19 protein-coding genes are annotated in these 21,281 nt (G+C 62.0%); 6 read left to right on the top strand and 13 right to left on the bottom strand.

The features are described from left to right. Positions 1-129: 129 nt before the first annotated feature. From HBO41_RS04595 to HBO41_RS04555, 9 genes are all read right to left on the bottom strand, one after another. Complete coding sequence (locus tag HBO41_RS04595; RefSeq protein WP_169985296.1) at positions 130-2,466, bottom strand: bifunctional diguanylate cyclase/phosphodiesterase; 2,337 nt, start codon at positions 2,464-2,466, stop codon at positions 130-132. 249 nt (positions 2,467-2,715) lie between these two features. Then, the gene (locus HBO41_RS04590; RefSeq protein WP_099548491.1) at positions 2,716-3,891 is read right to left on the bottom strand and encodes a PotD/PotF family extracellular solute-binding protein; all 1,176 of its coding nucleotides are present in this window, start codon (positions 3,889-3,891) and stop codon (positions 2,716-2,718) included. Then, positions 3,888-4,862: a GTP-binding protein gene (locus HBO41_RS04585; RefSeq protein ID WP_169985294.1), complete on the bottom strand. Its 975-nt coding sequence runs from the start codon at positions 4,860-4,862 to the stop codon at positions 3,888-3,890. Before HBO41_RS04585 ends, HBO41_RS04590 begins: the two co-directional genes overlap by 4 nt. Next, positions 4,859-5,155 (bottom strand): hypothetical protein, encoded by a 297-nt coding sequence (locus HBO41_RS04580; RefSeq protein ID WP_169985292.1) that lies wholly within the window; start codon positions 5,153-5,155, stop codon positions 4,859-4,861. The genes HBO41_RS04585 and HBO41_RS04580 overlap by 4 nt, the downstream gene beginning before the upstream one ends. Positions 5,156-5,168: 13 nt before the next feature. Then, complete coding sequence (locus HBO41_RS04575) at positions 5,169-5,918, bottom strand: SDR family NAD(P)-dependent oxidoreductase (protein WP_169985290.1); 750 nt, start codon at positions 5,916-5,918, stop codon at positions 5,169-5,171. Positions 5,919-6,053: 135 nt separating this feature from the next. Next, positions 6,054-6,815: an SDR family NAD(P)-dependent oxidoreductase gene (locus HBO41_RS04570; protein ID WP_169985288.1), complete on the bottom strand. Its 762-nt coding sequence runs from the start codon at positions 6,813-6,815 to the stop codon at positions 6,054-6,056. Positions 6,816-6,825: 10 nt separating this feature from the next. Continuing rightward, complete coding sequence (locus HBO41_RS04565) at positions 6,826-8,166, bottom strand: MFS transporter (RefSeq protein ID WP_069786160.1); 1,341 nt, start codon at positions 8,164-8,166, stop codon at positions 6,826-6,828. A gap of 78 nt (positions 8,167-8,244) precedes the next feature. Next, on the bottom strand, positions 8,245-9,123 hold the full coding sequence (locus HBO41_RS04560; protein WP_003234086.1) for a polysaccharide deacetylase: 879 nt from the start codon (positions 9,121-9,123) through the stop codon (positions 8,245-8,247). 11 nt (positions 9,124-9,134) lie between these two features. Then, complete coding sequence (locus tag HBO41_RS04555; RefSeq protein WP_099548487.1) at positions 9,135-10,466, bottom strand: amidase; 1,332 nt, start codon at positions 10,464-10,466, stop codon at positions 9,135-9,137. Between the two features lie 335 nt (positions 10,467-10,801). Here HBO41_RS04555 and HBO41_RS04550 point away from each other — a divergent pair, with 335 nt between their 5' ends. The 6 genes from HBO41_RS04550 to cmoB all read left to right on the top strand — a co-directional run bounded on the left by HBO41_RS04550 (position 10,802) and on the right by cmoB (position 17,346). Further along, a complete protein-coding gene (locus tag HBO41_RS04550; RefSeq protein WP_017136306.1) occupies positions 10,802-11,791 on the top strand; it encodes a GntR family transcriptional regulator in 990 nt (329 codons plus the stop codon). A 222-nt stretch (positions 11,792-12,013) separates the two neighbouring features. Beyond that, positions 12,014-14,437, top strand: coding sequence for an endopeptidase La (lon, locus tag HBO41_RS04545; RefSeq protein WP_236460774.1), 2,424 nt, complete (start codon positions 12,014-12,016; stop codon positions 14,435-14,437). 128 nt (positions 14,438-14,565) lie between these two features. Then, a complete protein-coding gene (locus HBO41_RS04540) occupies positions 14,566-14,955 on the top strand; it encodes a protease inhibitor I42 family protein (protein ID WP_017136304.1) in 390 nt (129 codons plus the stop codon). 1 nt (position 14,956) lies between these two features. Beyond that, entirely contained in the window at positions 14,957-15,613 is a 657-nt protein-coding gene (locus tag HBO41_RS04535; protein ID WP_099548485.1) for a lysoplasmalogenase, read from the top strand. A 36-nt stretch (positions 15,614-15,649) separates the two neighbouring features. Further along, positions 15,650-16,393 (top strand): carboxy-S-adenosyl-L-methionine synthase CmoA, encoded by a 744-nt coding sequence (gene cmoA, locus HBO41_RS04530; protein WP_017136302.1) that lies wholly within the window; start codon positions 15,650-15,652, stop codon positions 16,391-16,393. Next, on the top strand, positions 16,390-17,346 hold the full coding sequence (cmoB, locus tag HBO41_RS04525; protein ID WP_017136301.1) for a tRNA 5-methoxyuridine(34)/uridine 5-oxyacetic acid(34) synthase CmoB: 957 nt from the start codon (positions 16,390-16,392) through the stop codon (positions 17,344-17,346). The genes cmoA and cmoB overlap by 4 nt, the downstream gene beginning before the upstream one ends. 140 nt (positions 17,347-17,486) lie before the next feature. On the opposite strand, the gene tadA is transcribed toward cmoB, so the two are convergent. From tadA to recO, 4 genes are all read right to left on the bottom strand, one after another. Then, positions 17,487-17,984 carry a tRNA adenosine(34) deaminase TadA gene (gene tadA / locus HBO41_RS04520; RefSeq protein WP_017136300.1) on the bottom strand — a complete coding sequence of 166 codons (498 nt, stop codon included), beginning with the start codon at positions 17,982-17,984 and terminating at the stop codon, positions 17,487-17,489. After that, positions 17,984-19,360 carry a multicopper oxidase family protein gene (locus HBO41_RS04515; protein WP_026013628.1) on the bottom strand — a complete coding sequence of 459 codons (1,377 nt, stop codon included), beginning with the start codon at positions 19,358-19,360 and terminating at the stop codon, positions 17,984-17,986. The genes tadA and HBO41_RS04515 overlap by 1 nt, the downstream gene beginning before the upstream one ends. Positions 19,361-19,626: 266 nt before the next feature. Continuing rightward, positions 19,627-20,370, bottom strand: a complete 744-nt coding sequence (gene pdxJ / locus HBO41_RS04510) for a pyridoxine 5'-phosphate synthase (RefSeq protein ID WP_169985285.1) — start codon at positions 20,368-20,370, stop codon at positions 19,627-19,629. A gap of 51 nt (positions 20,371-20,421) precedes the next feature. Continuing rightward, on the bottom strand, positions 20,422-21,111 hold the full coding sequence (gene recO, locus HBO41_RS04505; RefSeq protein ID WP_017136296.1) for a DNA repair protein RecO: 690 nt from the start codon (positions 21,109-21,111) through the stop codon (positions 20,422-20,424). Positions 21,112-21,281: the final 170 nt, after the last annotated feature.

Below are 21,281 nucleotides of genomic sequence, written 5' to 3'. Positions count from 1 at the left end.
ATGGGTAGCCGCCTTTTTTATGCCCTGCTGGAAACCATTTTGACCGAGCACGGCTTCAACACTCAGGTCGTCTGCCCAACCGCCATCGCAGGCAAGCCAGCTCCCACAGGAATGCCTGGAGATCACGATTTACAACACCATCCGCTCGCGCCGCATCCACATTTCAAATGCCATGGCATTCAACGGCCGACTGATCAAGTACCCCTGCGCCGTGTCGCACCTCCACTGCCTGAGCAACTTCAGGCTGGGCTCAAACTCCACGCCCTCCGCCACCACCTTGAGTCCCAGGTTGTGGCTCATTTCAATGGTCGAACGCACGATCACACCGTCGCCACTGGCGCTGTCGAGGTTGCGGATAAACGACTGGTCGATCTTCAATTCCTGCACCGGCAAACGCTGCAATTGGGCCAGCGATGAATAGCCTGTGCCGAAGTCATCCACCGACAGGCTGATGCCGCAGCCACGCAGTTGTTCCAGCACACTGAGGGCCTGTTGCGGGTTATGCATGATCGCGCTTTCGGTGATCTCGAAAATCAGTTGGTCGGCCGAGACCTTGTACTGCATCAACAAGGCGGTGACGCGTATGGCCAAGTCATCATCAGCCAAATCATCCACCGAGATATTGACCGAGAGTTGCAGGTGCAAACCCCGTTGCGCCCACTCGGCCATTTGGCGGATGGCTTCCTCGATTGCCCACAAGGTCAGGCTGCCCATGCTGCCGGTGCGCTCGGCCAATGGAATGAATTCGGTGGGCGACACCTGCCCAAGGGTCGGATGCTGCCAGCGCAGCAAGGCTTCTGCCTGACGCACATGGCCGTGCCTGAGGTCGAGCTTGGGCTGGTAACACAGGAACAATTCGCCCTCGACCACCGCCCGGCGCAGGTCGCGGATCAGGGTGATCTGGCGCTGGTGTGCAAGGTCGCGGTCTTGCTGGTAGATCTGCAAATGCCCCGGCAGGCTCGCCGCATCATGCCGGGCAATGGCCGCGCGGCTGATCAACTCTTCGACCTGTTGGCCGTCGGTGGGGTACGCGGCGATGCCGATGCTGACTTCATGGCGCACTTCGTCATTGCCGATACGCTGGGGTTCGGTAAGCAGCCCGTAAAGGCGATCGGCGCGGGCCACGGCGCGGTCGATCTCGGTGTTTTCCAGCAACAGCAGGAACTCACTGCCAGCGATGCGCGCCGCGGTGTCGCTGGCCAACAGGCTCATGGACAAACACCGGCTGGCTTCACGCAGCATTTCTTCGACGCCCTGAGGGCCAAACCCTTCGTTGATCACCCGGTAGTTTTCGATCCCCACGTACAGCAACACCACTGGCCGCCGCGCACTGATCGCACTGCCCAGGCGCTCCATGGCCAAGGCGCGGTTGGGTAAGCCGGTGAGCGGATCATGCAAGGCGTTATGCGCCAGTTGCCGCTCGCGCACGGCGATGCCGCTTTGCATGGCGTTGAAGGCACGGGCCAGCAAGCCGAATTCGTCATGACTGCGCACCCGCACTGGCGTGCGGTAGTCACCGGCGCCAATGCGTTCAGCGGCCTCCACCAAGGCAGTGAGCGGGCGCGACACACGGCGCGCCAGCAACAACGCCGCCGCCAATGACACCAGCAGCACCGCCAGGGCAATCCCGAGGAACTGCCGGTCCAGCGGCGCAAAGGATTCCAGCGCATGGTCCAGCGGGCTTTGCAGCAACACGCGTACTTGATCGCCATCGCCGGTATTGGCCAGCGGCAGCACCTGGCTCAGTGCACGTTGCCCGTGAAACACATTGATCTGCGCCTCAGGGTTGGGAGGGCTTTCGCGCATCAGGCTGATGACGGTGTCTTGATAGGCTTCAGGCTGGGTGCTGAACAACTGGCCGACAAGGCCGTCCTGCTCACCAAGGAACGACACTTCAAGGTTGCTCATGGAGCGCAATTCATTGGCGAACAACTTGTCCATGGGGAAACCCATGACCACGCGGGCAATGGGCTCCGGGTCGAGTACTTCATCCTGCACCAGCAAATACGGCTGCCCGTCCATGGCGACGATGAACATTTGCTGGCCACTGCGCCGCGCATGGCGCAAGGCCTGCTCATAAGGAAACACCGCGCCCTGTACCAACACCGGCAAGGTGCTGATCATCACCTTGCCATCCAGGTCGAGGACAAACACCTCGGTGGAGTGGATACCGGTGCCATGCCGGCGCAGCGCAGTCAGGATCGAATCAGCCTTGGCGTCGATCACTGCGTGTTTGAAAGGGCCGTCCGCCGTCAGCCAGTCCAGGCCGTATTGCAGGCGACGCCCGCGCAGGTCCAACAGGCGCTCAAAGACCTGGATGCCGGTACTGAGCTGAACCTGGGCCTGGTTCTCCACGGCACGAGTGGTAGCAGCCTTGACTGCAAAGTAAGTGGCCGCCACCACCACCAGCAACAACAGCGCCAGCACCCCGGCGATACGGGTCTGGAACGTGTGGCGCCACTGCATGGCCGAACCCTGCGGCCGCGTTCGCCTCTCTGTGCCACTGGGTTCCTTGGTCATACGCATCCCTGACGAAGCTGATCTGGCGTCAAAAAAACATCCATTTAAACTGAATATTTGGTTTTAGCAGATTAGCTGGGACTTGGGATAAGTACACCCAATTGGAGCGGGGACTTGAATGTCATTTTATTGGCGGTAAAGGCGTGCGTAGCGTCCGGGGCGGCACTCCCACGCGGAGCGTGGGAAATATCCGGCTTAAACGCTGCGCGCGCGCATAAAGTCCCCCCAACGGCGCACCAAGTAGTTGTGCTCATCCATCACCGAGTTCCACACCGCGATATGCCCCATGCGTTGCTCGTAGGAACCGCCATCGCGCACGTCACCGATGTCGATCAACGGCAACCCATCGCTGCCCGGCAACTCCTCGCGGGCAGGAAGGCCCGCGTACCAGTAATCCCACTCGGCGCTGCTCAAATGGTCGCGGGTGCGCGCCGGGTTGCCGATGTAGTAACCCTGGCGCGCCATCACCGCGCCCGGCCAGCCGGACAACCACCAATTGAGATAGGCATACGCCGCATCCAACACCGGGCCTTGGGCATGGCGTGACAACGACAAGCCGCCAAACCAGGCGCGATAGCCTTCACGCGGCACCGCCAACCGGTACTTCACCCCCGCACGGTGCAGGCGCATCAAGGTCGGCGACCACAGGCTCTGGATATCGATGCTTGGGCTGAGCATCAACTGCGCGGCTTCTTCATCATCGGACCAGAACGCGGCGAAGTGCCCTTCCTTCTGCTTGCGCACCAGGATGTCGGCCAGCACATCGATCTCTTCGATGCTCATATTGCCGATGTCCTTGAACTGCGCCAGCCCCGCGCCTTGCACGGCCAGCGCGGCATCCAGCGCGCCAATCGCCGCGTCACTTTGCAACGCGGTACGCGCGCGCCAGGCCGGGTCGAGCAGCCAGCCCCAGCTTTCATTGCCGTGGCTGAAGCCATCGGGCAAACGCTCGGGGCGGTAGGCAAAACTATCGGCGTTGTGGGTCAGCGGCAGCATGCTGATGCGCTCGGTCACCGTGCTGCCGAGGCTGCCGTCGTGCTGCACGAACAGGCGCTCACTGGGCACGCTGCCGCTGCCCAGGCGGTCGCTGGCCGACAGCCGGCCGCGCTTGGGCAGGTCATTGATCTCATGCCACAACGCAATACGCCGTGTGTCGATGGGCTGGATCGCCCGCGCCGGCCATACGAAGTCGACGTTGTGAAACCACTGGTCGTACAGGTCGTAACTCTCGGGTTGCATCACCGCAATGCGCTGGGCCTGCTCCACATCGTGTACCTGGTACACCAGGCGAATGCCCAGCTCTTGCTCGGCGCGCACGCGCAGGCATTCCAGCAAGGTCACGGAAGTACCGAGGACACGCAATGTGATCATGCCGCGAACCGCCGTGAGAACACGTCAAAGGAGCGCTGCAACAGCGCCGGGTCGAGACCGCGCAGGATAAACACCAGGCGTGACTGTCGGTCGGTGCCTGGCCATGCAGGCAAATGCACCGGAGCATGCAGGCAATGCTGCACGCCATGGATAACGATGGGGGCCGAGCTTGCGTTCACGTTAAGCAGTCCTTTGACGCGAAGGATTCGTTCGCCGTGGCATCTTAACAGCATCGACAACCACACCCCGAAGCCCACCCAATCCAGCGGCTGCTCAAAGGTCAGGCAGCAGACTTGGGCCGCGCCGTGGCTCGCCGTGGTGGTGTGGTGCAGTTGCCAGCGGCTGACTTCAACCGAAGGCTCGGCGCTGCGCAACCCCTCACCGAGCAACAGTTGGTCGCCGCTGTGAACCGCATGGGTATCGAGGATTGGCGTGCCGGCATTCAATGCCCGCAAGTGTGCCCGTAGCGCGGTGCAATCGCCGGCCAGGTCGGTTTTGCTCAGCAGCAAACGATCCGCCGCCGCCACCTGGGCCAGCCATTCCGGGTGCAGGCGCTCTTGCAATTGGGCGTGGCTGGCATCCACCAAGGTGATCACCAGGCCAATATGAAAACGCCCACGCAGTTGCACATCGTTATTCAGGGTGGCGAGGATCGGTGCCGGGTCGGCCAGGCCGGTGGTTTCCAGGATCACGCGCTTGAACGCCGGGATCTCACCGCGCTCACGGCGTTGCAACAGGCCGAGCAGCGCGTCTTTCAACTCGCCGCGAATCGAGCAGCACACGCAGCCGCTGGGCAGCAACACGGTGTCTGGCGCGACCTCTTCCACCAACAGATGGTCGATGCCGATATCACCGAATTCATTGATCAAGAGGGCCGTATCACCGAGGCTTTCGCCTTGCAGCAAACGCTTGAGCAAGGTGGTTTTACCGCTGCCGAGAAAGCCGGTGATGACATTAAGGGCGATGCTCATGACGACTCCAGATGATCGAGCACACGCGGGTCCAGCGGGTCCAGCGGGCGCCCGAGCATGGTCTCCGCCGCCTGCCACAGTTGATCCAGGCCACTGGCCAATGCCTGTTTGCCGGTCGCGCCCAACAACAGGTAGGACGCGCCCTGGAAGTCTTCGACCTTGAGTCGGAACACCGCCAGCACTTGATTGATCGCCGCAATGCGGCGCAGACGCTCACGGCGCCTGGGCAGTTCATCGCCCAAGGGGTCGCTCCAGTGCAAGTCTTCGCCGAGCAAGCCGCAGAGTCCGCACATGCCTACACCTCACTCATGGCATGACATCGCCGGAATTCGGGCCGAGTGTCTGGCCGACAAACAGGTTGCCTCCCGGCTCGCTGGCAAGCAGTACAGCGGTCGGCGCCACTTCATCGGCCAGGCCAAAGCGGCCCAGGGGCAACTCGGCGGCTTTGGCGCGTTTCCAGTCTTCGCTGATGCCGCCCACCAACGGCGTCTCGATCGGGCCGGGTGCAATGGCATTGACCAGCACGTTGTCCTTGGCCACTTCCAGCGCCAGGGATTTGGTGAAGCCGATCACCCCAGCCTTGGCCGCGGCGTAGTGGGTCAACTCGGCGCCGCCCTTGATACCCAGTTGCGAGGCCACATTAATGATGCGGCCCCAACGCTGCGCCAGCATGTGCGGCAAGGCGCGCTGACTGGCGACAAATACACTGGTGAGGTCGACGCGCAGCATGTCGTTCCACATCTCGATGGAAAGGTCGACGCAGCGTGCCTGGGTGAGCATGCCGGCATTGTTGACCAGAATATCGATGCCGCCGAAGTGCTCGACGCAGCGGTCGACACTGGCCTGGGCGCCTTCAACGCTGCCGACATCGGCCAGGCACTCGACCACCTCGGCGCCGAGGTTGCGGCAGGTGATCGCGGTTTCGGCGAGGCTGACGGCGTTGCGGTCGGCCAGCAGCAGGCGTGCGCCTTCAGCGGCGTAGGCACGGGCGATGGCGGCACCGATGCCGCTGCCGGCGCCGGTGATTACGGCACGACGGTTAACGAGTTGGGACATACAAGTCTCCTTGGACAAACACAGTTCCAATGTGGGAGCGGGCTTGCTCGCGAATACGGTGGGTCAGTAACACATGCATTGACTGACACGGCGCATTCGCGAGCAAGCCCGCTCCCACATTTGGATTGGATGCATTCAGTCGGGCCAGCGCACGGTTAAACCACCGTCGATGACGATGCTTTGGCCAGTCAAATAGCTCGACGCCTCACTGGTCAAAAACTGCACCAGCGACGCCACCTCATCCGCCCGCCCTACCCGGCCCAACGGAATTACCCGGGCGGCCTTGGCCAAGCCTTCCGGCCCCAAAGAATTCTTCGCATCCAACGACTGCGGCGTCTCGATCAACCCCGGAATCACCGCATTGCAACGAATCCCCAACGCCGCCAACTCCACCGCCAGCGAACGGCACAACCCCGGCACGCCGGCTTTTGCCGCCGCGTAATGGCTGTGTTCCTGCCAGCCATACACACCGCCGGCAATCGATGAAATCGCCACCAGCGCGCCGCCCTCTTTCATGTGCCGGCTTGCAGCGCGGAAGGTGCGCATCACCCCTGTGAGGTCGATATTGAGCATCTCGTCCCACAGCTCATCGGTCATCTCCAGCAACGGCGCGCGGCGCAGTAAACCGGCGTTGGCCACGGCATAATCGAGGCGGCCGAAGTGCTGCACGGCGGCCTCGGCCAGGGCGTTTACCGAGGCGCTATTGCCCACGTCCAGCGGCAACATCAGGCATTCGCCGCCGGCTTCTTTCACCAGGGCCACGGTGGTATGCGGGTCATGGGGATCGGCCGGGAAATACCCGCCGACCACCGCCACGCCGCTGCGCGCATACGCCACGGCGAGGGCTTGGCCGATGCCGCTGGCGGCACCGGTAATCAAGGCAACTTTACGGCTCATCTAACACTCCTTACTGAACGGTTTCCGGACGCACATGGCGTGCGGCAAACATCAGCGCACCGGACAAGAAGCACGGCAGCGCGCCGAACCACAGCGCGGCGGTCTGCCAGTCACTGCCGGCGGACAACACCTGGGTGGCGCCAAACCCTGCGACCACTGCACCAATCGGCCCCATGGCATGGATGATCGCGCCGCCGGTGGCGCGGATGCTGGTGGGGAAACTCTCGCTGATAAAGAACAACGCCGCCGAGTAAGGCCCGATCAGGAAGAACAGGCCCAGGCTGTAAAGCCCGACCACCATCGGCATGTTGCTTGGGCCAAACAGCATCCCGGCAAATGCCAGGCCACCGAGCATCCAGCCCAGGCCGATCACGTTGCGGCGGCCGATCTTGTCGCCCATCCAGCCGTGGGTAAGGTAGCCGCAGTAACCCACCAGGTTCGACAGCACGAGGATGATCAGCGAATTCTCGAACGAAATATGGTGCACGCTGACGATCACCGAGGTACCGAGCACGCTGAACACCTGGATGGCCGCCCAGTTGAGCAACAGCGCGGCGCCGATCACCAGCGTGGCGCGCCGGGCCGGGCCACGGAAGGCGGCTTTAAGGCCAGCCTTGCTGTGTTCGTCGTAGTCGACGCCGTAAGTCACAGCGACGTTTTGCGCTTCTTTTACCGCGCCGCTTTTACGCAGTTCGCTGATGCGCTGATGGATCTGGAACTGCGGGCTCTCCTTGAGCTTGCGCGCCATGATCGCGATCACGATGGCCGGGATCGCTGCAAAAATGAAACACCCCTGCCAGCCGATAATCGGCAGCAACAGCGCGGTCAACCCGGCAGCGATCAACGCGCCCACTGGCCAGCCGCCCTGCACCAGGCTGTAGATAAACCCGCGGCGCTTGGTCAGTCGTGGGTCTTCCGAGGCGCCATACAGCTCGCTCAGGTACGTGGCGTTGACGGTTTCCTCGGCATAGCCCAGGCCGCCCAGCGAACGAATCAGAATCAGCGGCGACTTGCCCCACGCACCGCCAATCGCGGTAAGTGCCGAGCACAGCGCGGAACCTGCCACGGTAAAAATAATGCCTTTGCGCCGGCCCAACTTGTCCACTACCGGGCCAATCGCAAAGGCGACCACCGCTGTGCCCACCGCCACCCATGTTGCGATTTCAGCTTGCTCCACTTCACCCCAGCCAAAATGCCGGCCGATCTCCGGCAGCAAGGTGCCGAAGAGGATGAAGTCATACACCGCAAACACCCAGGCGAAAAACGCGATCCAGGTGGCAAAGCGCACCTCTTGCGACGTCAGTTGCCGGGGTTTCCAGCCAGTCAGGTCAAGCTTGTTGTAGATGGACATAAATCGCGCCTCGCAGGGTTGGGGCAAATGCCGACTAGCCAAGGTGGAACCTGAACCACAGGTAACGGATGACTCAGATCAGGTACGCGGTTGGCGGCGGATAAAGTCGTCGGCGATTTCGTCGAAGGTGACAAAGCGCACGCCGGCATGGCTCTGGATGTGTTCGATCAGGCGCTCGAGCATCAACAGCACTTGCGGGCGGCCGGACACGTCGGGGTGGATGGTCATGGTGAACACCGCGTGTTCGTGTTCGCGGTAAACCCAGTCGAACTGGTCGCGCCACATCTCTTCCAGGTGGCGCGGGTTGACGAAGCCGTGGCTGTTGGGGGCTTTTTTGATGAACATCATCGGCGGCAGGTCGTCGAGGTACCAGTTGGCCGGGATTTCCACCAGGTCGGTTTCTTCGCCGCGCACCAAAGGTTTCATCCAGGTATCCGGGTGCTGGCTGTAATCGATCTTGGTCCAGCTGTCGCCCTTGCGCACGTAGTACGGATGGAAGTCGTTGTGCATCAGGCTGTGGTCGTACTTGATGCCTTTTTTCAGCAGCAACTCGTTAGTGACCTTGCTGAATTCCCACCAGGGTGCGACATAACCGGTCGGGCGCTTGCCGGTGACCTGGGTGATCAGCTCGATCGACTTATCGAGGACGATTTCTTCCTGCTCGGCGGTCATCGCGATCGGGTTTTCGTGGCTGTAGCCGTGCACGCCGATTTCGTGGCCGGCGTCGGCCACCGCTTTCATCTGCTCGGGGAAGGTTTCCATTGAGTGACCGGGAATAAACCAGGTGGTGCGCAGGCCGTAGCGTTCGAACAGTTTGAGCAGGCGCGGCGCGCCAATTTCACCTGCGAACAAGCCGCGAGAGATGTCGTCCGGCGAGTCTTCACCGCCGTAGGAGCCGAGCCAGCCGGCGACGGCGTCTACGTCGACGCCAAATGCACAGAGAATGTCTTTAGCCATGGTATGTCTCCTTAAAAATTCAGGGTGGTTTCGACCGACAGTGCGGCCCTGAGCAGACGTGCGTCTTCGCCGCTTGGGGCGCTGAGCAGCAGGCCGGTGGGTAAACCCAGGGCATCACGGCCGCTGGGCAGGCTGACGCCAGGCATGTCGAGCAAACTGCCGGGCATGGTCAGGCGCAGGGTGGCGAGGTTGGTTTTGACGAACAGCTCGTCATCGGCTTGCAGCGGTGCAAGGGCCGGGGCGACATGGGCGACGGTCGGGGTAATGAGAACGGCACCGTCGAGTTCATCGACCAGTTGGAGTTGCAAGCGGCGACGCGCGTCGATCAGGTGCAGTAATTGGCTGGCAGGCAATTCACGCGCGGCCTCCAGGCGGCGACGTACACGCGGGTCGAGTTGCTCGGCATCGCTGCTGTCCAACAGGCCTTCGTGCAGGGCGAAGGCTTCGAATGAGCCGAGCCAGCCGTCCTGCTTGATCAGGTTGAGGGTGGCCTGGAAGGTGGCTGACGCGCGCACCTCGATCAGCGCACCGGCAGCCTTGAGCTGGTCCACGGCGCGCAGCAGGTTATTGCGCACGGCGGGCTCGATGTCTTCCAACGTGCCCTGCTCAAGGACGAAGTGCTGGCCCTTGAGGCTACGGGCGACGTGCTGTTGCGTGCGGCCGTTGAGCAGGTCGTCGATGGCCAGCGCATCGCGCACGCTGCGGGTCAGCGGGCCGAGGCTGTCGAGGGTGTGCGCCAGCGGGAATACGCCGTCGCGGCTGTAGCGCCGACAGCTGCTGCGGTAGCCCACCACACCATTGAGCGCCGCGGGGATGCGGATCGAGCCGGCGGTGTCGGTGCCCATGGCGATGGGCACGATCCCCGCCGCCACAGCGACCGCCGAGCCCGACGACGAGCCGCCGGGAATGCGCGGTTGATCGCTGCCATTGGGGTTATGGGGCGTGCCGAAATGCGGGTTCAGGCCCAGGCCGGAATACGCCAGTTCACTGAGATTGGTCTTGCCCAGGCTGACCATTCCGGCGCGGCACAACAGCCCGACACTGGGCGCATCGACCAAGGCCGGCGCAGCCTTGCGGCGATAGGCGGCGCCTGCGGTGGTGATGCTGCCGGCCACGTCGAACAAATCTTTCCAGGCCAGTGGCACGCCATCGAATGCGCTCAAAGGCTGCCCGGCACGCCAGCGCGCGGCGGCAGCCTCGGCCTCACGGCGTGCGCGCTCGGCGGTCAGGGAGATAAAGACACTGGGCGCCATGCTCGCGTGGACGAGTGCCTGCTCCAGTGCCTGCACCGGGTCGTTGCGACCGCTGGCGAACGCTTGGGCCATTGAGGTGGCGTCTGACATCAAGATGACCCTCACAAAACGTACATATTAATAAAATGTACGTTTTACAAAGGCAGATTTCGTGCCAGTCTCTTTGGACGTGTTGTGGTGTTCCTAAGCCATAACGTCAACACCAGCGGGATAGATGGTTTTTCAGGCTGCAAAAAATATCGGCGCACGTGCTGAGCCTGACTCGAATTGAAATAATGTATCTTTTATTAATAAATACATTTTGGTGCAAAAAGTAACGTTTCTCTCTTGGCGGCCCCAAAAAAGTGCCACCGCTGTAGCGCAGAGTGACAGGTGCATCTATGAGAGAATCCCCGACCAATTTCCTACACGCCCAAGAGAACACGATGAAAGCAGTGTCCGCCTCGGCCTCCCGTTACGCGATGATTCACCAACTGTTGCGTGATGCGATCGTTAACGGCACTGCGCGCCACGGGCTGGTGTTGCTGGAAGCGCCGCTGGCCGAGCTGTTCGGCACCAGCCGCGTTCCAGTCCGCAAGGCTTTGGACCTGCTGCATGACGAGGGCTTGATCTGCCGCTTCAATGGCCGAGGTTACTTGATCAACCCCAAAGGCCTGGTCATGGAGCCGCTGCGCTTGCCCCTGAGCCATGCGCACCTGGGCCTTGATGGCGAAGCTGAGTTGGTGGATACGCGGCCGCTGGGCGAACGGATCGTCGAGGAAATCGGCGCGGCGCTGTCCACGTGTATCGCTTTTGGCCACTACCGCCTGGACGAGCAAGCCGCCGCTGACCACTACAGCGTCAGCCGCGCGGTGGTGCGTGAAGCGCTGATGCGCCTGCGCGACCGTGGCCTGGTGGAAAAAGAACCCTACTCCCAGTGGCTGGCCGGGCCGTTGACCGCGCGGGAAGTCACCGAAGACTACGAACTACGCGCCTGCCTGGAACCCGAAGCGCTGCGCCAGAGTGCGCCGAACCTGGACCGCGAGATGCTCGAAGCGATGTTGCAGCGCGTGCTGGATGCCCAGCAAAGCCCACACTGCAGCCTGGAAACCATCGAACAGATCGAAGAGGACTTGCACCAACGCTGCCTGGCCGGCCTGCAAAACCGCAAGATCGCCGCGCTGATCCGCCAGGGCCAAAGCCCGATGATCATCAGTCGTATTTTTTACCGTTTACTGGGAATCGGCGCAGATCCCGCCATGCTCGCCGAACATCGCTTGATTCTGGAGTTGTTGCTGCATGGGGCATTTGATGCGGCGGCGCTGAATTTGCGCGAGCATTTGCAGCGGGCGCGGCAGCGGATGTTGCAGCGCCTGAAGGTGCTGTCGGTGTTACCGGAGCAGCCGCTGCCGGCCTACCTGCACAAAATCAGCTGACTTCACCCGATCTGAAATGTGGGAGCTGGCTTGCCTGCGATGGCGGTGTATCAGTCACCCGATGTATCAACTGGCACACCGCTATCGCAGGCAAGCCAGCTCCCACATGGACTCAGCGTCGTTTTAGAAATTTCATGCAATATGTTGCTATCTCACGCCCACCATTGAAACCACCGCTACCCCGCCCCATCTAACCTGCATACTTCCTTATGCAGGTGCCCCATGAGCGACCAGCAAGAATTCCCGGACATCGACCTGAACGATTACGCCGACCCCGAAAACGCTGAGCACGAAACCTCGTCCAACACCGGCCTGGCCCTGCCTGGGCAAAACCTGCCGGACAAGGTCTATATCATCCCGATCCACAACCGGCCGTTCTTCCCGGCGCAGGTATTGCCGGTCATCGTCAACGAAGATCCGTGGGCCGAAACCCTGGAGCTGGTGAGCAAATCCGACCACCACTCGCTTGCACTGTTTTTCATGGACACACCACCCGAAGACCCGCGCCACTTCGACACCTCCAGCCTGCCGCTGTACGGCACGCTGGTGAAGGTGCACCACGCCAGCCGCGAGAACGGCAAGCTGCAGTTCGTCGCCCAGGGCCTGACCCGCGTGCGCATCAAGACCTGGCTCAAGCACCATCGCCCGCCATACCTGGTGGAAGTCGAATACCCGCACCAGCCCACCCAGCCGACCGACGAGGTCAAGGCCTACGGCATGGCGTTGATCAACGCGATCAAGGAACTGCTGCCGCTCAACCCACTGTACAGCGAAGAGTTGAAGAACTACCTCAACCGCTTCAGCCCCAACGACCCGTCGCCGCTCACCGACTTCGCCGCCGCGTTGACCTCGGCAACCGGTAACGAGTTGCAGGAAGTGCTGGACTGCGTCCCCATGCTCAAGCGCATGGAAAAAGTATTGCCAATGCTGCGCAAGGAAGTTGAAGTCGCGCGCCTGCAGAAGGAAATCTCCGCCGAGGTAAACCGCAAGATCGGTGAGCATCAGCGCGAGTTCTTCCTCAAGGAACAACTCAAGGTCATCCAGCAAGAGCTGGGCTTGACCAAGGATGACCGCAGCGCTGACGTCGAACAGTTCGAGCAACGCCTGGTGGGCAAAGTGCTGCCGGCCCAGGCGCAAAAACGCATCGGCGAAGAGATGAACAAGCTGTCGATCCTGGAAACCGGTTCGCCGGAATACGCGGTCACACGCAACTACCTGGACTGGGCCACTTCCGTGCCGTGGGGCGTATATGGCGAGGACAAGCTCGACCTGAAACACGCGCGCAAAGTGCTGGATAAGCACCATGCGGGCCTGGACGACATCAAAAGTCGCATCCTCGAATTCCTCGCGGTCGGTGCTTACAAAGGCGAAGTCGCCGGTTCCATCGTGCTGCTGGTCGGCCCGCCGGGCGTGGGCAAGACCAGTGTGGGTAAATCCATCGCCGAATCCCTGGGCAGGCCGTTCTATCGGTTCAGCGTTGGCGGCATGCGCGATGAGGCCGAGATCAAGGGCCATCGCCGCACCTACATCGGCGCCCTGCCGGGCAAGCTGGTGCAGGCGCTTAAAGATGTGGAAGTGATGAACCCGGTGATCATGCTCGACGAGATCGACAAGATGGGCCAGAGCTTCCAGGGCGACCCGGCGTCTGCGCTGCTGGAAACCCTCGACCCTGAGCAGAACGTCGAATTCCTCGATCACTACCTGGACCTGCGCCTGGACCTGTCCAAAGTGCTGTTCGTGTGTACCGCCAACACCCTGGACTCGATCCCCGGCCCGTTGCTGGACCGTATGGAAGTGATTCGCCTGTCGGGCTATATCACCGAAGAAAAAGTCGCCATCGCCAAGCGTCACCTGTGGCCCAAGCAGCTGGAAAAAGCCGGCGTGGCGAAAACCAGCCTGAGCATCAGCGACGGCGCCCTGCGTGCGTTGATCGACGGTTATGCGCGGGAAGCCGGGGTGCGCCAGTTGGAGAAACAGCTGGGCAAACTGGTGCGCAAGGCGGTGGTCAAGCTGCTGGATGAGCCAGACTCGGTGATCAAGATCGGCAACAAGGACCTGGAAAGCTCATTGGGCATGCCGGTGTTCCGCAACGAGCAAGTGCTGTCGGGCACTGGTGTGATAACTGGCCTGGCCTGGACCAGCATGGGCGGCGCGACCTTGCCGATTGAGGCGACGCGCATCCACACGCTCAATCGCGGCTTCAAACTCACCGGGCAGTTGGGTGAAGTGATGAAAGAGTCCGCCGAGATCGCCTACAGCTACATCAGCTCGAACCTGAAGTCGTTTGGCGGCGATCCGAAGTTCTTCGATGAAGCCTTCGTACACCTGCACGTGCCGGAAGGCGCCACACCCAAAGACGGCCCGAGCGCAGGTGTCACCATGGCCAGTGCGCTGCTGTCGCTGGCACGCAACCAGCCGCCGAAAAAAGGCGTGGCCATGACCGGCGAGCTGACCTTGACCGGGCATGTGCTGCCGATTGGCGGCGTGCGCGAGAAGGTGATTGCGGCGCGCCGCCAGAAGATTCACGAGCTGATCTTGCCGGAGCCGAATCGCGGGAGCTTTGAGGAGTTGCCGGAGTACCTGAAGGAAGGCATGACGGTACACTTTGCCAAGCGCTTTGCGGATGTGGCGAAGGTGCTCTTCTAAATTTCACTCCAACCCTGTGGCAAGGGAGCTTGCTCCCTCGCCACAAAGGTTTCTGTCACTGTCTGCTTGTCACACCTTGTCTCATCTTCGGTTATGCTCGCCCTTCGTCGCCACACAACGGAGCCTCCATGACCGCTGCCCGCCTGCTTCTCCCCTTGAGCCTTGCCCTGCTGGCCGGATGCGCCAGTGCCCCCAAGCAAAACGTCACAGTGGACAACCAGAGCGCCTGCCCGCTGCAGCTTAAAACCGGACAAAACCTGATCCTCACCCTGCCGAGCAACCCCACCACCGGCTACCGCTGGGCCATCCAGGATTCCGCCGGCGGTGTGCTGCGCGCCTTGAGCCCAGAGGTCTACAGCAGCGCGGAATCCGGTGTGATCGGCGGCGGTGGCCACTCCACCTGGCGCTTCCAGGCCTTCGCGGCCGGCCAGGGCCGTTTGCGCCTGACATCCCAGCAACCCTGGGAGCCGGAAGCCGAACCGGCCGAAACCTTCGACTGCGCCATTACGGTGAACTGATATGCCATGGCTGATCCTTGCGCTGATGGGCGCCGGCACCTTTATCTACGGCCTGACCACCCACGCCACCTTGTTGTGCCTGCTGGTCAAACCACTGCCGGTGCTGGCACTGCTGGGCTGGCTGCATGATGCGCCGCCCACTGACTATCGACGCTGGATCAGCCTGGGGCTGATTTTTTCCCTGGTCGGTGATGTGCTGCTCGCTTGGCCGGGCGACCTGTTTATCTTTGGCCTCGGCGCGTTCCTGTTTGCGCACCTGGCGTATCTGAAAGCCTATTTCAGCGATTGCCGCCGCCTGGCGGTGTTGCCATTGGTATTGGCGCTGGGTGTGGGGGCAATCCTGCTGAGTATTTTGATTTCCCACGGCCTCGGCGACTTGCTGATTCCAGTGGTGGTTTACGCCCTGGTGATCAGTGCCATGCTTTGGCGTGCGCTCGCACGGCTGGGCAGTGAAGTGCCCAAACGCTCGGCATGGCTTGCGGCAGCGGGGGCGGTGTCGTTTGTGTTTTCCGACACGCTGATCGGCATCAACCGGTTTGTGTTGGCCTTCGATGCGGCACCGTATTTGCTGATCACCACCTATTGGCTGGGTCAGTGGGGTATTACCGCTTCGGCTTTCCATCAGACAACCCGCGCACATGAGGGCCAACTTGGCTAAAATGCCGGCCTTTCCCCCCTCGTCGCCGGAACAACCGTGAGCAAAGAACCCGATCGCCTATTCGCCCAGCCCCTGCCCCAGGTGCCGGACTTCGCCTTTAACGAGGACGTGGTGCGGGTGTTCCCGGACATGATCAAGCGCTCGGTGCCGGGTTACCCGACCATCGTCGAGAACCTCGGCGTGCTTGCGGCGCAATTTGCCCAGCCGGGCAGCGTGCTTTACGACCTCGGTTCGTCCCTAGGCGCTGTGACCCAAGCTTTGCGTCGCCACGTGCGCACCGACGGCTGCCGGGTGATTGCAGTGGATAACTCCGCCGCCATGGTCGAGCGCTGCCGCGAATACCTCAACGGTCAGGACTCGATGTTCCAGGAGTTGCTGCCGGTTGAGGTGATTGAGGGCGACATTCTCGCGCTGCAATTTAAGCCTGCTTCGGTGGTGGCGTTGAACTTCACCCTGCAATTTATCGCGCCTGACCAACGCCTGGCGTTACTCGGGCGTATCCGCCAGTCGCTGCTGCCAGGCGGGGCGCTGATCCTTTCGGAAAAGCTGCGTTTCAACGATCCCGAAGAACACGCGCTGCTCACCGACCTGCATATCGCGTTCAAACGCGCCAACGGCTACAGCGAACTGGAAATTGCCCAGAAGCGCAGCGCCATCGAAAACGTCATGAAACCCGACAGCCTCGAAGAACACCGCGAACGCCTGCTGGCGGCCGGGTTCTCGAAAGTCGTGCCGTGGTTCCAGTGTCTTAACTTTGCCTCGTTGATTGCCTTGCCATGATTGATTTGTCCCCCCTCGCCCGCCACTTGGTCGGTACTCCTCTGGCCGTATGGGCCCAGGGCCTGCAAGCGCAGCTCGACAGCAAAATGGAAAAGGGCCATGGCGACCTGGAGCGCTGGCAAAGTGCGCTGGACGCACTGCCGCAGATCCAGCCCAGCGAAGTCGATTTGCTCAATGGCCTGACGCTTGATACCGATTGCGACGACGCCACCCGCGCACAAATGCACACCGCCCTGATGGGCCTGAGCCCGTGGCGCAAAGGCCCGTTCAACCTGTTCGGCGTGCACGTGGACACCGAATGGCGTTCGGACTGGAAATGGTCGCGGGTGGCGCCGCACCTGGATTTGAAGGGCAAGCGCATCCTCGATGTGGGCTGCGGCAACGGGTATTACATGTGGCGCATGCTCGGCGCGGGCGCCGACAGCGTGATTGGCGTAGACCCGAACTGGCTGTTTTTCTGCCAGTTCCAGGCGGTGCAGCGCTACTTGTCTGCGCCAAAGGCCTGGCACTTGCCGTTCCCGTTTGAGGACCTGCCGTCGAACCTGGAAGGCTTCGATACGGTGTTTTCCATGGGCGTGTTCTATCACCGTCGCTCGCCGATCGAGCACCTGCTGGCACTCAAGGACACACTGGTCAAAGGTGGCGAGTTGGTGCTGGAAACCCTGGTAGTGGACGGCGATCAGCAGCAAGTGCTGGTGCCGGAAGACCGCTACGCACAGATGCGCAACGTGTGGTTCCTGCCGTCGGTGCCGGCACTGATGCTGTGGCTGCGCCGCGCGGGTTTCAGTGAGGTGCGTTGTGTGGATGTGAGCGTGACCACGGTTGAAGAACAACGCGGCACCGAGTGGATGAAGTATCAGTCGCTGAGTGATTTCCTGGACCCGGATGATCACAGCAAGACCATCGAAGGGCTGCCGGCGCCGATGCGGGCGGTGATTATCGCCAAGAAATAAACACTGATGTCCCTGACTAAATGGGGATCAAAATGTGGGAGCTGGCTTGCCTGCGATGGCGGCCAGCCCGACAACTCATCAGTGACTGATGCACCGCTATCGCAGGCAAGCCAGCTCCCACATTGGCTCCTCGGTGTTCTTTAGAGTGTGGGCTTGGCTCTGCGGGCCTTGAAGAATTCACTCAGTACCGTGCCGCATTCCTCGGCCAACACCCCGCCTTCATACAGCACCCGATGGTTGAGAAAACCCTGGGTAAAAAACTGCCCCTGGCTTTGCACAATCCCGGCCTTGGGCTCCAGCGCGCCGTACACCACCCGCGCGATGCGCGAATGCACAATCAAACCAGCGCACATGCTGCACGGTTCCAGTGTCACGTACAGCGTGCTGCCCACCAGCCGGTAGTTGCTGATCGCCTGCGCAGCGGCGCGAATGGCGACCATCTCGGCATGGGCGCTGGGGTCGTTGCCGCTGATCGGGCAGTTAAAGCCACGGCCGATGATTTCACCGCCTTGCACCAGCACCGCGCCCACGGGCACTTCGCCAAGTGCCGCGCCCTGGGCGGCAAGGGCCAGGGCTTCGCGCATGAAGTGCTGGTCGCGGCTGCGGTCGATAATCGCTGCGGGGCGAATCTGGCGCATCACGCCACCTCGATGGCGGCCATCAGGCCGGTTTCCATATGGTCGATCACGTGGCAGTGAAACATCCACACGCCTGGGTTATCGGCCACCAACGCCACGCGCGCACGCTCGTTCTTGCCCAGCAGGTAGGTGTCGGTGAAATACGGAATCACCTTGTGGCGGTTCGAGGCGATCACCTTGAAGCTCATGCCGTGCAGGTGAATCGGGTGCTGGTACTGGGTCATGTTCTTCAATTCAAAAATATAGCTCTTGCCCTTCTCAAGCCTGGCAATCGGGCGGTCGGCGCAGGTCTTGTCGGTGATGTCCCAGGCCTTGCCGTTGATCTGCCACAGGCTCGGCGGTTTGCCGTCATCCACCGACACGCTGCCGACCCACTCGAAATTGAAGTTGAGTTTCTCGGCATTGGCCAGGTCCGGCTCGGCAATCGGGTTGGCGGGCAGTGCTGGCGGCCATTCGCTCGGCGCGTCGGTATTGGCGACTGAACGGAAAGTGCCGAGACGCACCGGGCCGTTACGGATCGACAGCTCTTGACCCGCCGGTGGCGCCTTGATCGCCAGGCAAATGCGCATGCCCGGGCCCAGCCAGTATTCCTTGCCCAACGGGCGCGGCTCGATGGGGTTGCCATCCAGTGCGTAGATCTGCGCTTCAACGTCGGGGATGTTGAGGCGGTACGTCAGGGTGTTGTCGAGGTTGAGCAAGCGCACGCGGGTGATCTGCCCGGCAGGCAGATCGATCACCGCCTGGGGCACGCCATTGATGGTCGACAGCCGCCCGGCCGTGCCACCACGCGCCGCTTCACGGGGCACGCTGAAGGCGACAAAGGCGCCCTCTTCGTCCACGTGCCAGCTTTTCAGGCTCAAGGTGCATTCGTGTTTGAAACCGGTGGGCTCGCGCTCTTCGACAATCAGCGGGCCGACCAGGCCACGGCCGAGTTCTTCGCTGCTGTTCACATGGGGGTGATACCAGTAGCTGCCGGCGTCGGGCACGCGGAATTTGTAGTCGAAATATTCACCGGGCAGTACCGGCAGTTGCGAGACGTAGGGCACGCCGTCCATTTCCAGCGGCAGGCGGATGCCGTGCCAGTGAATGGTGGTGGCGACCGGCAGGTGGTTGATAAAACGTACCCGCAGCCACTCGCCTTGGCGCACACGCAACTCGGTGCCTGGCGCCGAGGGGCCGAACGCCCAGGCTTCGGTCTTGTGGCCGGGCACCAGTTCCACGTCCAACGGTGCGGCAATCAGCTCGTAATCGTGGCCTGCGTTGGCCTCGGCGACTTTCCCCAGCCAGTAGCGATAGGCGCCACCGGCACCGACGCCCACGACGGCCAGGCCTGCCAGGCCACCCAGGATTTGTCGACGGGAAAAGGATCGGGACACAACAACCTCACGTATCTGCCGCAGGCCAGAGGCCCGCAAAGGGCAGATACGATACACCTGCATCGGCTAAACAGTAAGGCTTCGCATTGCCGCATGGCGAAAACGCCGATGAAGACTCTGAAGATTTCCTGTGGGAGCTGGCTTGTGTGGGAGCGGGCTTGCCCGCGATACAGGCGCCTCGGTTTTTCAGTTTTACCGAGGTGATGCTATCGCAGGCAAGCCAGCTCCCACACAAGCCCGCTCCACAGGAGATTTCCAGTGTCTGATCAGTGCTTGGCAGCCGCCAGAATCAGGGCTTTCATTTCGGCAACCGCGCCTTTGAAACCGACGAACAGCGCATGCGCCACCAGCGCATGGCCGATGTTCAGCTCGTTGATGCCCTTGATCGCGGCTACGGCTTCGACGTTGTGGTAGTGCAAGCCATGGCCGGCGTTGACGATCAGGCCTTCGTTGAGGCCGCACTTGACGCCGTCGATGATGCGCTGCAGTTCGTCCGCGACTTCGGTGGGCGTGGTGGCATCGGCGTAACGGCCGGTGTGCAGTTCGATCGCCGGCGCGCCGACGCGACGCGACGCTTCGATCTGGCGCTCGTCGGCGTCGATGAACAGTGACACTTCGCTGCCGATCTTCGACAGGCGCTCCACCGCCGCCTTGATCCGCGCTTCCTGGCCGGCCACGTCGAGGCCGCCTTCGGTGGTGAGTTCCTGGCGGGTTTCCGGCACCAGGCAGATATGCGCCGGGCGGATGCGTTCGGCGAACGCCATCATTTCTTCGGTGACGCCCATCTCGAAGTTCATGCGGGTTTGCAGCACGTCCTTGAGCACCAGTACATCGCGCTCCTGAATGTGACGGCGGTCTTCGCGCAGGTGCACGGTGATGCCGTCGGCGCCCGCTTCTTCGGCGTCCAGCGCGGCCTTGACCGGGTCGGGGTAACGGGTGCCCCGGGCCTGGCGCAGGGTGGCGACGTGGTCGATGTTGACGCCAAGAAGAATGCGATTGCTGGTGGTCACGGAAGCGCTCCTGAAAAGGGAAAGAAACGCTGCACAGCATACACGGGCTTGTCAGGGCTTTCGAAACAACTCGCGACTGACCAGCGGGCGCCCGCCCAAATGCACGGCCAGCGCCTGGCGCATCAAGCGTTTGGCGGCGGACAAGGCACCAGGGGCGGTCCAGTCCGCTTCGCTCATGGCCAACAGCTCGGTGCCCTGGAACAGGCCCGGTTGCAGCAGGTACACGCGCTCAAGGCCGGCGTCGACTTGCAGGCGGTACATACCGTCGGCGGCGATGGGGTCGCCGTGCAGGTCGTTGCTCAGTTCGAAGCCGTAGCCCAAGTCATCGAGCAGGCGCCATTCGAAGGCGCGCAGCAGCGGCTCCAGCGGGCGACCTTCGGCCAGGGCCACCAGCGTGGCAGCGTAGTGATCGAAGACGGCGGGGTGCGGGTCTTCGGCGGGCAGCAGGCGGATCAACAGTTCGTTGAGGTAGAGGCCACTGAACAGCGCTTCGCCATTGAGCCAGGCCGAGGTGCCGACGCTTTCCAGGCGGCCGACGTTTTTCAGCTCGCCCTTGCCACGAAACTCCACGTCCAGCGCCACAAACGGCCGTGCCAACGTACCCGCTTTGCCCCGCGCACTGCGCAACACCGCGCGCAAGCGGCCTTGGGGCGTGAGGAAATCCACCAAAGCGCTGGTCTCGCGGTAGGCGCGGCTGTGCAGGACGTAGGCGAGTTGGCTGGGGGGTGGGGTTTGGGACATGAGACGGGGAATCTCTAAAGAAGGAGAGCGCTTTTGTGGCGAGGGAGCTTGCTCCCGCTGGGCTGCGAAGCAGCCCCTATACCAGCCATAGAGTTACGTCAGGTAAAACGCGCCGACCCTGTTTGGGCCGCTTCGCGGCCCAGCGGGAGCCAGCTCCCTCGCCCCAACAA

The organism is Pseudomonas sp. WS 5146 (assembly GCF_012985495.1).
In the GTDB taxonomy this organism is placed as follows: domain Bacteria; phylum Pseudomonadota; class Gammaproteobacteria; order Pseudomonadales; family Pseudomonadaceae; genus Aquipseudomonas; species Aquipseudomonas edaphica.
The sequence above is the reverse complement of the archived record's forward strand: the minus strand, read 5'-3'. Positions and strand labels throughout refer to the sequence as shown.